The 15,677-nt window shown below is 72.0% G+C and carries 8 protein-coding genes; 2 read left to right on the top strand and 6 right to left on the bottom strand.

Going from position 1 to position 15,677, the window contains the following annotated elements; genetic code table 11:
• Positions 1-38: 38 nt before the first annotated feature.
• The 5 genes from AC068Z_RS23255 to AC068Z_RS23275 are packed head-to-tail and all read right to left on the bottom strand — an operon-like array spanning position 39 to position 8,057.
• The gene (locus AC068Z_RS23255) at positions 39-644 is read right to left on the bottom strand and encodes a GTP-binding protein (protein ID WP_478558688.1); all 606 of its coding nucleotides are present in this window, start codon (positions 642-644) and stop codon (positions 39-41) included.
• Positions 625-4,242: a hydantoinase B/oxoprolinase family protein gene (locus AC068Z_RS23260; protein ID WP_478558691.1), complete on the bottom strand. Its 3,618-nt coding sequence runs from the start codon at positions 4,240-4,242 to the stop codon at positions 625-627. The genes AC068Z_RS23255 and AC068Z_RS23260 overlap by 20 nt, the downstream gene beginning before the upstream one ends.
• 24 nt (positions 4,243-4,266) lie before the next feature.
• Complete coding sequence (locus AC068Z_RS23265; RefSeq protein ID WP_478558694.1) at positions 4,267-4,662, bottom strand: DUF742 domain-containing protein; 396 nt, start codon at positions 4,660-4,662, stop codon at positions 4,267-4,269.
• Positions 4,663-4,671: 9 nt separating this feature from the next.
• Positions 4,672-5,109 carry a roadblock/LC7 domain-containing protein gene (locus AC068Z_RS23270; RefSeq protein ID WP_478558697.1) on the bottom strand — a complete coding sequence of 146 codons (438 nt, stop codon included), beginning with the start codon at positions 5,107-5,109 and terminating at the stop codon, positions 4,672-4,674.
• Positions 5,106-8,057 (bottom strand): nitrate- and nitrite sensing domain-containing protein, encoded by a 2,952-nt coding sequence (locus AC068Z_RS23275; protein WP_478558700.1) that lies wholly within the window; start codon positions 8,055-8,057, stop codon positions 5,106-5,108. Before AC068Z_RS23275 ends, AC068Z_RS23270 begins: the two co-directional genes overlap by 4 nt.
• A 420-nt stretch (positions 8,058-8,477) precedes the next feature.
• Here AC068Z_RS23275 and AC068Z_RS23280 point away from each other — a divergent pair, with 420 nt between their 5' ends.
• Positions 8,478-9,077, top strand: coding sequence for a hypothetical protein (locus AC068Z_RS23280; protein WP_478559875.1), 600 nt, complete (start codon positions 8,478-8,480; stop codon positions 9,075-9,077).
• A 323-nt stretch (positions 9,078-9,400) separates the two neighbouring features.
• Positions 9,401-10,948 (top strand): APC family permease, encoded by a 1,548-nt coding sequence (locus AC068Z_RS23285; RefSeq protein WP_478558703.1) that lies wholly within the window; start codon positions 9,401-9,403, stop codon positions 10,946-10,948.
• A 68-nt stretch (positions 10,949-11,016) separates the two neighbouring features.
• Here the strand turns inward: AC068Z_RS23285 and AC068Z_RS23290 are convergent, their stop codons facing one another.
• Positions 11,017-15,618: a coiled-coil domain-containing protein gene (locus AC068Z_RS23290; protein ID WP_478558706.1), complete on the bottom strand. Its 4,602-nt coding sequence runs from the start codon at positions 15,616-15,618 to the stop codon at positions 11,017-11,019.
• Positions 15,619-15,677 lie beyond the last annotated feature (59 nt).

A 15,677-nucleotide genomic window follows, 5' to 3' on the forward strand; every position in this document is an offset into this window, starting at 1 on the left:
CCCCGGTCGGCGAGGGTACGGGCCGTGCGCACGCCGGCTCAGGTGGTGACGGGCTCTCGGCGGTCCGCGGCGTGGGCCATCGCGTGCTGCACGACGCCGATGAGGACCTCCTTCACGGACTCCCGGTCGCGGGCGTCGCACAGCACGAGCGGTACGTCCTCGTCGAGGTCCAGGGCCTGGCGGACGTCCTGCGCCGGGTAGCGGGCCGCTCCCTCGAAGCAGTTGACGCCGACGAGGAAGGGTATGGAGCGCCGCTCGAAGTAGTCGACGGCGGCGAAGCAGTCCTCCAGGCGACGGGTGTCGGCCAGGACGACGGCACCGAGCGCGCCTTCGGAGAGCTCGTCCCACATGAACCAGAACCGCTCCTGGCCGGGCGTGCCGAAGAGGTACAGCACGAGGTCCTCGCGCAGGGTGATGCGGCCGAAGTCCATCGCCACGGTGGTGGTGTTCTTGCCCTCCACACCGCTGGTGTCGTCCACCGGGCGGCCTGCCTCGGTGAGGAACTCCTCGGTGCGCAGCGGCCTGATCTCGCTGACCGCGCCGACCAGGGTGGTCTTGCCCACCCCGAAGCCGCCGGCCACGAGGATCTTGAGCGTGACGGGCTCGACCGGGGGCTTGCCGCGCTCAGAACGCCCGAAGATCATCGATCTCTTCTCCTGCTTGATGGGGGTCGGGCGACGGTGGGCCGTAGCCTCCGCCGCCGGGGGTTTCGATGACGAGTACGTCGTCGGGACCGACGTCCGCCGCGTCGCTGCCGTCGAGGGGAGTGACCGTGCCGTCCGCGCGCTCCACGCGGTTGGCGCCGAGCGCGCCCGGCTCGCCGCCCTCCAGTCCGTAGGGCGGGACCTTGCGGTGCTGGGAGAGCGTGGAGACGGTCATGGGCTCACGGAAGCGGATCCGGCGCACCGCGCCGTCCCCGCCGGGCCACCGCCCCTCCCCGCCGCTGCCGCGCCGCACGGCGAACTCGTCGAGCAGCACCGGAAGTCGCCACTCCAGAACCTCGGGGTCGGTGAGCCGCGAGTTGGTCATATGGGTCTGCACGACCGGCGCGCCGGGGAAGCCGTCACCCGCGCCGGATCCGGAGGCGACGGTCTCGTAGTACTGGTGGCGCTCGTTGCCGAAGGTGACGTTGTTCATGGTGCCGGAGCCCTCGGCCTGGACGCCGAGCGCCGCGTAGAGGGCGCCGGTGATGGCCTGGGAGGTCTCCACGTTGCCCGCGACGACTGCGGCCGGCGGTTCCGGGGCGAGCAGGGAGCCGGGCGGTACGACGATGTCGAGGGGGCGCAGACATCCGTCGTTGAGCGGGATGTCGTCGTCGACGAGGGTGCGGAAGACGTACAGGACGGCCGCGTTGACCACGGCGAAGGGTGCGTTGAAGTTGGTGGTCAGCTGGGCCGACGTGCCGGTGAAGTCGACGGTGGCCGAGCGGTTCTCGCGATGCACGCGCACGCGTACCCGGATGACGGCGCCGGAGTCGGTCTCGTAGGCGTACTCGCCGTCGTCGAGGGCGTCGATGACGCGGCGGACCGCTTCCTCCGCGTTGTCCTGGACGTGCCGCATGTAGGCCTGGACGACATCGAGGCCGAAGTCCTCGATCATGCGGGCGACTTCGTCGACGCCTTTGCGGTTGGCCGCGATCTGGGCGCGCAGGTCGGCGAGGTTGGTCTTCGGGTTGCGGGAGGGGTAGGGCGCCTCGGTGAGCAGCCGGAGGGTCTCCGCTTCCCGGAACCGGCCGTCCTCGGCCAGCAGCCAGTTGTCGAAGAGGACGCCCTCCTCCTCGATGGTGCGGCTGTTCGCCGGCATGGAGCCGGGGGCGATGCCGCCGATCTCCGCGTGGTGGCCCCGGGAGGCGACGTAGAAGAGGATGCGGTCACCCTGCGTGTCGAAGACGGGGGTGATCACGGTGACGTCCGGCAGGTGGGTGCCGCCGTGGTACGGGTCGTTGACCGCGTAGGTGTCCCCCGGCCGCATCGCGTCGCCCCTGCGTCGGATGACCTCCTTGACGCTGGTGCCCATCGAGCCCAGGTGGACGGGGATGTGCGGGGCGTTGGCCACCAGGTTTCCGTCCGGGTCGAAGAGGGCGCAGGAGAAGTCGAGGCGCTCTTTGATGTTGACGGACTGGGCGGTGGACTCGAGGCGGGCGCCCATCTGTTCGGCGATCGACATGAAGAGGTTGTTGAAGACCTCGAGCAGAACAGGATCTGCTTTCGTGTCGAGATCGGAACTCTCCGTAATCGCCGCACGTTCCATGACCAGATGCCCGTCGTCGGTCGTCGCGGCCCGCCAGCCGTCGTCCACGACGGTCGTCGCGCCGGCCTCGGTGATGATCGCGGGTCCGGTGACCGATTCGCCGGGGGGAAGGTCCTCGCGGCGGTGGAGGGGTACGTCGCGCCAGGCGCCGCCCGTATGGAGGCGGACGGTGTCCAGGGCGGCGGTCCGGCTCTGGTGGGTGGCCAGGGTGGAGAGATCGGGGGGTTCGGTGATGCCGGTGGCTTCGACGGAGAGGGCTTCGACGACGATCGGGCGGTCGAGGACGAAGGAGTACGTGGCGCGATGACGTTCTTCGAAGGCGCGGCGCATGGTGTCGGGCCGGGTCAGCTCGACGGTGAGCGTGGTGTCGGTGCCGTCGTAACGGAGTTGGGCGCGGCGGGTGACCTCGATGTGCTCCTCGGGGACGTCCTCGGCGAGGAGTTCGGAGCGGGCGGCGGCCTCCAAATCGTCGGCGGTCTTGAGCACGCTGGCCATGGATTCGGCCTGCAAGGGGGCTTCGACGGACTGTTCGCGCATGGCCGTGGTGTCGGCGAGTCCGATCCCGAGGGCCGACAGGACGCCGGCCATCGGCGGGACGAGCACGGTGCGGATGCCGAGCGAGTCGGCGACCATGCAGGCGTGCTGGCCGCCGGCGCCACCGAAGGTGGTGAGGGCGTAGCGGGTGACGTCGTGGCCCTTCTGCACGGAGATCCGCTTGACGGCGTTGGCGATGTTGGCGACCGCGATCTGGAGGTAGCCCTCGGCGACCTGCTCCGGGGAGCGGTCGTCGCCGGTCCGTTCCCGGATCTCGCGGGCCAGGTCGGCGAACCGGTCGCGGACGAGTTCCGCGTCGAGCGGCTGATCACCTTCAGGGCCGAACACCTGGGGGAAGTGGGCCGGCTGGATGCGGCCGAGCATGACGTTGGCGTCGGTCACGGCGAGCGGTCCGCCCCCGCGGTAGCAGGCGGGGCCGGGGTCCGCGCCGGCCGAGTCGGGGCCCACCCGGTAGCGGGAGCCGTCGAAGTGGAGGACGGATCCGCCGCCCGCCGCGACGGTGTGGATGTCCAGCATGGGGGCGCGCAGCCGGACCCCGGCGATATGGGTGGTGAAGACGCGTTCGTACTCGCCCGCGAAGTGCGACACGTCGGTGGAGGTGCCGCCCATGTCGAAGCCGATGACCCGGTCGAATCCGGCCAGTTGCGACATGCGGGCCATGCCGACGATGCCGCCCGCGGGGCCGGAGAGGATGGCGTCCTTCCCGCGGAACTGCCCGGCTTCGGCGAGGCCGCCGTTGGACTGCATGAACATCAGCCGCACACCGTGGAGTTCGTCGGCGACATGCTGGACGTAGCGGCGCAGTACCGGCGAGAGGTAGGCGTCGACGACGGCGGTGTCCCCGCGCGGGACCAGCTTCATCAGCGGACTGACCTCGCTGGACAGCGAGATCTGGGGGAAGCCGATCCGGTCGGCCAGGTGTCCTACGGCCTGTTCGTGGGCCGGGTGGAGATGGCTGTGCATGCACACCACGGCGACGGCCCGGATCCCGTCGTCGTAGGCCTGTCGCAGCGGCTCGGTGAGGGCGTCGAGGTCGGGAGCGCGCAGGACCGTGCCGTCGGCGGCGATGCGTTCGTCCACCTCGACGACCCGCTCGTAGAGCAGTTCCGGGAGCTCGATGCGGCGGGCGAAGATGCGGGGGCGGTTCTGGTAGGCGATCCGCAGGGCGTCGCGGAAGCCCTGGGTGATGACCAGGAGGGTGCGTTCGCCCTTGCGTTCCAGGAGCGCGTTGGTGGCGACGGTGGTGCCCATGCGGACGGCGTCCACGGGCTCCTCGGAGCCGTTCATCAGCAGGCGTACACCCGCGACGGCGGCGTCGGAGTAGCGCGCCGGATTCTCCGAGAGCAGCTTGTGTGTGAGCAGTCGGCCGTCGGGGCGACGCGCGACGATGTCGGTGAAGGTGCCGCCTCTGTCGACCCAGAACTGCCAGCCAGTCACGTCAGTACTCCGCTTCCGCGCCGGTCACAGCGCCCGGAGGCCGTTGATCACGTCGCGCAGAATACTCTCGTCGACCAGTTCCGCAGGGGGAACGGGCCGGTTCACATGGACGAGTTCCCCGGCCACCAGGTCTCCCACGAGGACCCTGACCACGCCGATGGGAAGATCGAGTCCGGCGGCGAGTTCGGCGACCGACTGCGGGGCGTCACGGCACAGTTCGACGATGTCCACATGTTCCGGGGACAGCGTCACGTCCGCTTCCGGATCGTCCGCGTGCGACTCCGTGACGACCACCGCGATGAGGTCGAGGCGGTGCTGGGCCGCACTGGTGGTGCGGCCTCGCGTCATGGCGTACGGACGGACGACCGGTCCGGCCTCGTCGTCGAACCAGTGGCTTCTTCCCTGACCGTCTGCGCTCATGTCATCCCACTACCCGCCCGAGGGCAGATCGGTGCGCGGAGCGGCGCCCAGATGCACGCCGACTCGCTTGACCAGGAGCGTCATCTCGTAGGCCACCTGGCCTACGTCGGAGTCGGCGTCCGAGAGGACGGCCAGGCAGCTGCCGTCGCCGGCGGCCGTCACGAACAGGAAGGCGTCGTCGAGCTCGACGACCGTCTGCCGCACGCTGCCGGCCTCGAAGTGGCGGCCCACGCCCTTGGCGAGGCTGTGGAAGCCGGAGGCGACGGCGGCGAGGTGCTCGCTGTCCTCCCGGGTCAGGTCCTTGGACGCACCCGTCGGCAGTCCGTCCCCGGAGAGCACGATGGCCTTGCGGATGCTCGCGACGCGGTCCACCAGGTCGTCCAGGAGCCAGTTGAGCTCCCCGGTCGCGGTGGTCGCGGTGTGGCCGGTCACCTTCGGTGCGGTCATCGACCGTCCCCCTTTGTCGTTCCTCGTGGTGCTGTGCCGCTGGGCGCGTCATCGCCCGCGGCGTTCTCCTCGCGGCCGCGCTGCCAGCCGCGCTGGAGCGAGGCCATGCGGTTGCGTACCTCGTCGGCATCCCGCTCGGCGGGCCCGTTCGGGCCCTCGGTCGGTCGGGCGGGATCCTTCTTGAGCTGGGGGGCCAGGTTGGCCTGGCGGACACGCTTCGGCAGCCGTGCCGTGCCGGAGCCGGTCGGCTGCGGCATTCCCGGGGCGGAGCCGGTGTCTGGCTGCATTCCCGCGGCGGAGCCGGGCTGCCGCGGCGCGCCGGCAGCGGAATCGGTCTGCCGCAGCGTGCCGGCGTCGGCGTGTCGCCGCACGGGGTCCGGGCGTCGGTCGGCCGAGTGCGGGTTGCTGGACTCGATCTCGGCGCGGCGGGTGCGCCGGGGCAGCGCCGGGGGCTCCCCCGCGAGGTCGCGGCCGGGGGCTTCTCCCGCCTCGGCACGGCCGGTGGGCGGGTCGGACGTGCCGGGGCCACGGCGCAGGGGCGAGGCTCCCCGCCTCCGGTTCGGCAGCGGTGCCGGTGCGTCCGGATCGGTGCGGCCCGCCCCCGGAGGGGGCTCCTCGGACGCCTCGTCGCGTCGCGGGCGCTGTTCGGTGACCGGTCGGCCGTGCGAGCTGACCAGCTTGGGCGCCCGGCGCCCGGGCAGCGAGACGGCGGCGGCCACCTGTTCCTCCCGCCCTGCCTTGTCCTGGCCACCGGAGTCCGGGGAAACGGTGTCCTCAGCGCGGGAAAGATGGGAGCGGCGCGGGCGGAACAGGCCGCCGCGCTCGCCGTCCTCCTCGTCCAGCCCGTCCGGGAAGTCGTCCAGCGCGTCCAGGTCGACCGGCGCCTCCAGCTCCACCGGACCGTCCAGGAGCTGGGTCGGCAGACCCGGCAGCTGCACGGGCACCTGGGACAGGGCCGCCCGGCGGCTTTCCTCCAGGCGGCGGGTCTCCTCCAGCTCCGCCTCCTTGGACGGGCCGGGCCGGTCCAGCCGGAAGCCGATGCCGTTGGTGTCCGGTACGTCGTCCGTGAGCAGGGCGTCGGGGATGAACACGACGGCGGTGGTGCCGCCGTACGGCGACGGCTGCAGGGAGACGCGGACGTTCTGGCGCTGGGCGAGCCGGCTGACCACGAAGAGACCGAGCCGGTCGGTGTCGGACAGCTCGAACTCCGGCGTCTCGGCGAGCCGGAGGTTTGCGTCCAGGAGAGCGTCGGCGGCCATGCCGAGGCCGCGGTCGTGGATCTCCAGGGTGAAGCCGTTGGCGACCCGCTCGCCGAGGACCTGGACGGCGGTGTGCGGCGGGGAGAACACCGTGGCGTTCTCCAGGAGTTCGGCCACGAGATGGGTCAGGTCCGCGACGGCGGGGCCGGTGACCGCGACCCGGGGCAGCCGGCGTACCTCGATGCGCTCGTAGTCCTCGACCTCGGCGACGGCGGCCCGCACCACGTCCATGAGCTGGACGGGCTTGCGCCACTGCCGGGACGGGGCGGCGCCGGAGAGGATCACCAGGCCCTCGGCGTGCCGGCGCATACGGGTGGTCAGGTGGTCGAGACGGAACAGGTCGGCGAGTTCGTCGGTGTCCTCGGTCCGGCGTTCCATGGTGTCGAGAAGGGTGAGCTGCTTGTGGAGGAGTACCTGGCTGCGGCGGGCGAGGTTGACGAAGACCTCGGAGACCCCGGCCCTCAGTTCGGCCTGCTTGACGGCGGCTTCGACGGCGGCGCGCTGCAGGGTGTTGAGGGCCTGGCCGACCTCGCCGATCTCGTTCTTGTCGTACTCCAGGCGTGGGACCTCGGTCTCCACGTCGACGTGCTCGCCCGTCGACAGCCGGCGCATCACGCTGGGGAGGCGGACGCCGGACGCCTCATGGGCCTCAAGGCGCAGCTGTCGCAGGTCGCGGATGAGCGCGCGGCCGATGCGCACCGAGAGGAACAGCGAGAACAGCAGGGCGACGAGTCCGAGCACGCCGGCGACGGCGGCCTTGGCGATCACGCCCATCGCGACCGGCCGGACGCGGTCCTGATAGCGGTCGCCCGCCTGGTCGTTGAGCTCGGCGAGTTCCTCGAGCACGTTACCCGCGGCGGTGTCCCAGCTCTTCGCGGTGACGCCGCTCGGGGTGCCGGGGCCGACGGAGACGGCGGACTCCTCGGCGACACGGAGCGGTGCGCTGGCGGCGTTCTTCCAGAAGCGCGTGAAGCGGTCCCGCTCCCAGGAGGGCAGCAGAGGGAGGTTGACGTCGTAGATCAGGCGGCGCTGGGCGGCGTAGTCGGAGACCTCGCGGACCTCGGCGCGCGAGAGCTTGCCGACGATCAGCGCGGAGCCGAGGAGGGCGTCCTCGCGGGACAGCAGCTCACGGGCGCGCGCGAGGTTGACCAGGGCGCGGTACTGCTTGTCCATCTCCACGTTGTCGACGACATGGAGGTTGGCGAGCAGGACGTAACAGGGGTCGACCAGGCTGTTGTACAGATTGAGAGCGGTCTCGCGGTCGACGGTGCCGTCCTCGACGCTGCGCCGCAGCGAGGAGATGCCGTCGAAGGCGTCCAGGACGGCGGTCAGCCGCTCGTCCGTGCCCTGGCCCATCGCGTCGCGCACATCGGGATTCTTGGCGTTCCTGCGGATCTCGGCGATGGCTTCGTCGGTGGCGCCGCGGCTGCGCCTCAGGGCGGCGAGCCCGTCGGAGGCACGCGGGTCCGCGAGGTGGACGAGTGTCTGGCGCCGCTCCTGCTGAAGGACACGGACCGTGTCCTCGACGGGGTAGCCGATCTTCTCCACGACGGACGACACGTTGAACAGCTGCTGTGCCTCGCGACCCGTCAGTACCGTGGCGAAACCCCAGATGGCGGTCAGGGACACCAGCGGCACGAGAAGCAACGCCACGATCTTCCGGCGGATGGACTTCCCGCGAAAGCGCATGGCCTCCCCCAGCTCGACCCCCGCCGGCCGGGGGTACACATGTGCGTCAACAAACGGCGCGAGCCTACTACCGACGCACAGGTAACTCGAAGAGCCGTCCGGAAGCTGAACTTCCGTGCCGAGGACGAGACATGGCGAGTTGTCCGCTCATTGGGGGAGATTGCCTCCCGGATTCCGGTACCGGGAGGTTAAGGTCGTCCCGCTCGTCCGCAATGTCAATTGGCCGGATTTTTTCCTTCGTTGGGAATCTTCGGGCGGAGTTGTTCGTCCTTCTCCATGGGAAACGGGGGCGGAATCGGCCACAGGAGCCGCGTCTCGCCTCCCGGCGGCGTAAAACAGCGCAAGCCGGGCAGCCGTTGGGGAGACGGGTCTTCGGACACGGGAGCGAGCGGACTGCTGGCGGTGGGGAGTGACACGGTGATGGGCACGGCGGAGCGGCGCGAGGCGCCCGACGACGGTGGTGTGGCGGTGCACCCGACGGTGAGCCAGGGCCCTCAGGCGCCGGATCACGACATTCGGGTGCGGCAAGGCGGGGTTCTGACCGGCGCGGACAAGCAGGCCGCGGAGTACGCGCAGGCCACGGCGCGCGAGGAGTGGGACGAGGACGAGGTGGCCGAAGCCCGGGCGTCCTACCGCCCGTTGTGGGTGGAGGAGCCGGCGCGGCGGCGCCGGATGCCCGATCCGGTGCGGACTGCGGCGGTGCGTGCGGTCCTGATCATCGCGGTGACGCTGATACAGGCGATGGTGGCCTTCCTGTGCACCCTGGCCGGATCGTGGCTGGCGTTCCCCATGGTGCTCAGCAGCGTGGCGAGCACGGTGGTCGCCACCTGGGGTGCGCTGGACGTCTGGGTGACCCGCCAGGTGTGGAACCAGCGCCACGGCGTCGTCTCGACCCCGGCCAGCACGGCGCGGGCGCTGCGACGGGAGCGACGCAAGGCCCGGCGTCAGGCGAGGACGGCCGAGCGCGCCCACGAGCGCATACACGGACGGGGCGGCGCGGGGCAGTTGTCGCACTCCTGAGCCCGGGCCGGGCTCGCCCGGGCAGCGACGCCCGCCCCGCGGGGCCCGGACACAACGAGGGCACGAGAACACGGGCACGAGGACGAGGGCACGAGGACGAAGCCGTACGGCTGGCGAACGGCACCGACTACGGCCTCCCCGGCGCCGAATGGACCGGCGAGGAGGCGAAGCCCACGAGGGTCGCGCAACACCAGCCCCTCGGGCCAGGACTCGGGCCAGGGCTCGGATCAGGGATGGATCTCCTGATCACGGGGTAGCAGCCGCACACCTCGGCACCCGCACGAGCCGCTGCCCCGTCCCTCAGGCCCACCAGGAGTCCGCTCATGGCCCCGACTCACCCACCCAGAGAGACCGACGACGCCGAACTCGCCGAGTTCGGTTACAAACCCGAACTCAAGCGCACCCTAGGCAACTTCCACACCTTCGCCGCGGGAATCAGCTACATCTCGATCCTGACCGGCACCTTCCAGCTCTTCTACTTCGGCTACGGCAGTGGCGGCCCCGCCTACTGGTGGTCGTGGCCGATGGTCTTCGCCGGCCAGTTCATGGTCGCCCTGTGCTTCGCGGAGCTGGCCGCCCGGTACCCCGTCGCGGGGTCGGTCTACAACTGGTCGAAGAAGATAGGCAACCCCCACCTGGGCTGGCTCGCCGGGTGGATGATGCTGGTCGCGTCCATCGTGTCCATCTCCGCGGTCGCCCTGGCCTACCAGCTGACGCTGCCGCAGATCTCGGACGTGTTCCAGTTCGTGGGCGACGGCACCGGCAAGTACGACGTGGCGACCAACGCGGTCATCCTGGCCGCGGTGTTGATCCTGTTCACCACCCTGGTGAACGCCTTCGGCGTCAAGCTGATGGCCACGATCAACACGGCGGGCGTGTTCATCGAGCTGATCGCCACCGTCGTACTGATCGTCCTGTTCGCCGTCCACATCACGCGCGGCCCGCAGGTGGTGACGGAGACCAACGGCACCGGAGCGGGCTACGGCGCCGGGTACCTGGGCGCCTTCCTGGTGGCCTCGCTGGCGTCGGCGTACGTCATGTACGGCTTCGACACGGCCGCCTCGCTCGGCGAGGAGTCCCTGGACCCCACCCGCAACGCACCGCGCGCGATCATCCGCGCGATCGTGGCGTCCTTCGTGCTCGGCGGCCTGATCCTGCTCCTGGCGCTGATGAGCGTCTCCAGCCTGAAGGGCGAGCGGCTCTCGACGGACGGCCTGCAGTACGTCGTCCTCGACGTGCTCGGTTCGACGGCCGGGAAGGCGATGCTGTGGTGTGTGCTGATCGCGGTCACCGTCTGTGCCCTGGCCGTCCACACGGCGGCGGTGCGGCTGGCGTTCGCGATGGCCCGGGACAACAACCTGCCCGCGTCCTCGAAGCTGGCCAAGTGCCATCCGCGGTTCCAGACGCCGGTGCTGCCGACCGTGATCATCGGGATACTGGCGCTGTCGATCCTGGTGGTCAACATCCGTCAGCCGCAGATCTTCACCGTGGTCACCAGCATCGGCATCATCATGATCTACCTCGCCTACCTCGGCGTCACCGCCCCGATGCTGGTCGCACGGGTGCGCGGTAAGTGGCAGCCGGCCACGGACGGCCGGTTCTCGCTGGGCCGTTGGGGACTGCCCGTCAACGCCCTGGCCGTGCTGTGGGGCCTCGGCATGACGATCAACCTCATCTGGCCGCGCGCCTCCGTCTACAACGCCTCCGCCCCCTTCCACTGGTACCTCCAGTGGGGTGCGGTGCTGTTCGTCGGGGTCATCGCGGGTGGTGGCTTCGCCTATTACTGGTTCGTCCAACGGCACCGCACCGGCGTCCTCGCCGAGCACCGGCTCGAACCGGCGACGGCCACCGACCCGGCCACGGTCGACTGAGGTCGGCTGAAGCCGACTGAAAGGGCCTTCGCGAGTTCAGCGCCTCGCGGCCGGGTCCGGGGTCACCGTCACTGCGAGGCGGGCCGTTTGAACATCCGTGTCGCCGTGATCTCGCTGTGCACCGTCTCCTCCGCCTGGGGCTGCTGCGGCAGTCCGGGGCGCAGGTGCTCCTCGACGCTGATGTACTTCAGTCCCGCCCGGAGGTCGGCGTCGTTGCGCAGTCGGATGACCAGCGGGAACTCGGCCAGCGCGGTCGTGTCGAACAGGCCGGTGGTGTACAGGAGCTGCACGCCGAGGGCGTCCGAGACGGCCCGCTGGAGTTCCAGCAGGTAGGTCGCGTTGGCGCGGCCGATGGGGTTGTCCAGGAACAGCGTGCCCGCGTGGCGGTGCTTGTCCCGGCCCCGGTCGTTCGACCGCAGCGCGGCCATCGTGCAGTACAGCGCGATGGCCGCGGTGAGCAACTGCCCACCGGAGAACACATCACCCATCTGCCCGACGGGCACCCGCTCGGCGCGCAGTACGGCGTCCGGCTTGAGGATCTCCACGGCGACGCCCTTGGGCTGCAGGGCGGCACCGACTCCGCGCAGCAGCAGGGACATTCCGTCCCGCCGCAGGTCGGAGTTCTTCTTCACGGCCGCGCGCGTGGCCTCGTCGATGACCTCGCCGAGCCGCTCGGTGAGGGTGGCCTGGTCGGGCTCCTCGAAGCGGATGCGCAGGAACTCCTGCCCGGACCACTCGCCGAGCCCCTCGGGCAGCCGGGACAGCCGCTGGGCGGACCTCAGGGTGGCGAGCGCCGACTCCACCAGGCCACGCAGCCGGTCCACGATGGAGTCGCGGTTGCGCTCCAGCTGCTCCAGTTCGTCGGTCAGGACCCGCAGCCGGGGCGCGAAGGCGTCGGCCCACTTCTGCGCGTGCTCGGGCAGCGCGGAGGCGGGCAGCTCACGGATCTGCTGCCGTGCGGGAGTGCGCACCTGCTCGTAGCGCGTGGAGTTGGCGTGCCGTACGAGCACATCGCTCGCCTCACGCACGGACGCCTCGGCGGCGGAGAGGTCGGCGGCACAGCCGCGCAGCGACCGGCGGGCCTCGGCGGCGGACTGCCGGGCCTCCTCCAGGCTGCCCGGATACGGCTCGGCCTCCTCCTGCTCCTCCTCGGTCGCGTGCTCGCGCAGCAGGTCGCGCAGCATCGCGGCGATCTCGTCGAAGCCCCCGGCCGCGTCCTCGGCGGCCCGGTGCTCCGCCAGCAGCTCCGCGTGCGCCTCCCGGGCCTGCCCCAATGCCTCCGTGCGCGACGCCAGTTCGGCGGTGGCCGTGCGCAACAGCGCCTGGGCGTGTTCCGCGTCGCGCGGCTGGAGCTCCTCGGACAGCTCGGTGTGCGTCTCGCCGTCCTCGGGCGCGTGCCGCTCGGCCTCGCCGCGCAGCCGCCCGAGCTGCTCGCTCGCGGTCGACATACGGGTCTCCAGGAGCTGCACCAGCTCCTCCGCGCGGGCGACGGCGGCCTGCCGGGACGGCCCGTCGGAGCCCTCGGGCGTCTCCAGCAACTGCTCCGCGCGCGTGCGGACCTTGTTGCTGAGCCGGTCCAGGTCCGCGCGGGCCGCGCTCTCGTCGCTCTCCGCGCGCGCCTGCTCGGCCCTGAGGTCGGCGCCGACGCCGACCTTCTCGTACACCTGTGAAGCGGCCCGATAGGCCTCGCGCAGTGCGGGCAGCGACGCCTTCGGCGCGTCCGCCTCGCTCTCCGGTACGTCATCGGGGGCGCCGGCGATCTCGGAGCGCTCGGCGCGCAGGGCGCGCGCGGTGCGGCGGGCGTCGTCGGCGGCGCGCTGGGCGGCGCGCCGGTCCTCGTCGGCGGCTCGGGCGCGCTCCAGGCAGGCCTGGGCACGGGCCTCCGACTCGGTCGCCTCGTCGGCGAGTTCGCGCAGCCGTGCCTGCCACCCGGCTCGCTCGCGCAACCGGAACGCGAGCCCGGCGAGGGCGTCGGCGGCACGCCGGGCCTTCTGTGCGGCCTCCTGCCGCTCGTCGCGGACCTGGGCGGCCTCGGCGGCGGCTTCGTCGGCCTCCGCGCGCACGGTCCGCGCCTCGGCCAGCTCGGCCTCGGCCTCCTCGGCGAACGCCCGCGCCTCGCGGGCGGCCTCCGCCAGCTCCACCAGCCGTCCGGCGGGACAGCCGGTGCGCCAGGAGGCGAGTCGGGCGGCCAGCTCCCGGTCCTTGCCGAGCCGCGCGGCGAGGCTGCGGATCTCCTCGTCCCGTTCGGTCGCCCGCGCGCGCAGCGCCTGCCGTTCCTCGTCGGCGGCGTGCTCGTCGTGCATGGCCGGGTTCGGCGGTACGAGGAAGACGTCGCCGTTCGCGGCGTCCGTGCCCGGTGTCGGGGCGAGCAGGGCCGCGGCCGTACCGACGGCGACGGCGGACCGGGGCAGCAGTGCCGCGTCGCCGAGCGCCTCGCGGGCACGCGCGTGCGTGTCGGGGTCGGTGATGATGACGCCGTCGACGAGTTCGGGTCGGGCGGCGAGCACGCGCGCGTGGTCGGCGGGGTCGACGGCCTGGGCGAGGTAGCGCCAGCCGGGCAGGGCGGGGATGCCGTGCTCGCCGAGGAATTCCACCGTGGCCAGTACGTCCGGGCCCGGCGGCAGCAGTCCGCCGTCGCCGAGGGCGCCGAGGATCCGGGAGTCGTCGGCCGCGGCAGTCCGCAGTTCGAAGAGCTGCCGCTCGGCGGAGGAGACGGCGTCGTCGAGGAGTTCGCGCAACTCGTCGGCGAAGCGGTCCAGTTCCTCGGGGTTGAGGGGGCTCTGGCCCTCCTCGTGCCGCGGCTGCGGAACCGTGGTGCGGGCCTCGCCGGTGAGGCTGAGCAGCTCGGCCAGTCGTTCCTCGGCCGCCAGCCCCTCGGCGAGCCGCCGCTCCGCCTCGTACGAGCGCTCCGCAGCCGTCGCCGCGTCGGCCGCGCGGGCCGCGGTCAGCTCCGCGCGGGACTCCGTGGCGCCCGCCTCGCGCGCGTGTTCCGACGCCCGCCGGGACGCCTCCCGCGCGGTGTCCCAGGCGGCGACGGCGCTCTTCTCGGCGTCGCTCGCGGCGAGGGCCGCGCGGGCCGGGTCCGCGTCGGGGGCGCTGTCGTCCAGCCACCCGGCCCGTACGGCCTCGGCCGTCTCCTGCTCGACCTCGGCCAGCCGTTGCTTGAGGTGTCCGACCTCGCTGCGGGCACGCTGGGCCTCGGTGGCGGCGGAGGTGGAGTCGCGGTAGGCGGCCTCGCCCGCCTCCTGAAGGGCGGCGGACCGCTCCTCGCCCTCGTTGGCGAGGGTCTCGGCGCTCTCCGCCGCCGCGTGCAGCGCTCGTACGAGATCGACGGCGGCCTTCGCGCGGGCGGCGAGGGCCGGGGCCGCGTCCCGTTCGGCCTCCTGGATCGCGGCGGCCACGCGCGCGACGCGGTCGGCGGCGGCACGGTGGCGCAGTGCGGCCTCGGCGGCCTGCCAGGCCGAGTGCAGGGTGCGGGCCTCCGCGAGCTCCCGCTTCTGCGCGGCCGCGGACTTCTCGGCGGCGGCGAGGGCCAGCGAGGCGTGCCGGTAGGCGAGTTCGGCGGCGATCAGCGCGCTGCGCTCCCGGCCCGCCTCGGCGTGGGTGACGGCGTACGCGGCGGCGGTGACCCGTTGGGCGAGGTCGGCGGCGCGGACGCGCTCCTGGACCCCGCGCGCGGACAGCCGCCGCGCCAGGGTCCGGGTCCGCCGCTCGGCGCCGGTGTGGATGTCCCGCGCGCGGGAGCGCGCCTCCGCCGCCTCGACGATCCGCCCGAGCAGATCGACGGACCCGGCGGTGAAGTCCCGTTCCGCGATCAGCTCGGCGCGTCGGCCGAGCTTGTTGCCGAATCCGCCGACCAGGTCGGCCAGCCCGTCGGTGTCCCGGGTGTCGGTGACGGCGCGCAGCAGCAGGTCGGTGAAGTCGGAGTCCTTCTTCACCGCGAAGAGTCCGGCGGCCTCGCCCTCGTCGGCGTTCATCTCCCGCTGGTAGCGGAAGAGTTCGGGGTCCAGGCCGAGGTCGCCCAGGTGCTCGATCCAGCGGTCGTGGATCTCCTCCCAGTGCACCTCCAGGTGCGGATACGCCTTGCCCGCCTCGGTGAGGGCGTCCCGGAAGCCCTTCATGGTGCGGCGGCGGCCCTGTGCGCCGGACGCGCCCTCGACGGCCGGCCGTACGGCGGTGGACTCGGCGACCGGCAGGTTGTCCAGCGAGAGTCCGGGCCCGGGCCGGAAGGAGTACCAGGCCTCGGCGAACTTTCGCGGGTCGTTGGAGACCTGCCGACCGCGCCACTCGCTGACCTTGCCGACCACCACGCACTCACCGGTCAGCGTGTGCTGCCACTCCAGGGCGACATGGCCGCAGTCGTCGGCGAGGAGGAACTTGCGCAGCACACCGGAGCTGGCGCCGCCCAGGGTGTTGCGGTGGCCGGGCAGCATCACCGAGAAGATCAGCTTGAGGAGCACCGACTTGCCGCCGCCGTTCTCCAGGAACAGCACGCCCGCGGGCGCGGGCCGGCGCGGCGGGCCGACGGGCTCCTCCTCGAAGAACTCCGCCTGCGTGGGCGCGGGGTCGGGCACGGGCTCGCCCACACCGCGCAGGTCAAGCACGGTGTCGGCGTAGCGCGCACCGGCGGGCCCGATGGAGTAGAGGCGGACCCGGGACAGCTCGTACATGGCGGACTCTCGTAAGTCTTCGGCAGGTCGGGAAATGCAGACGGATCTTCGGCAGGTGG

It is taken from the genome of Streptomyces sp. NPDC043726, assembly GCF_056436565.1.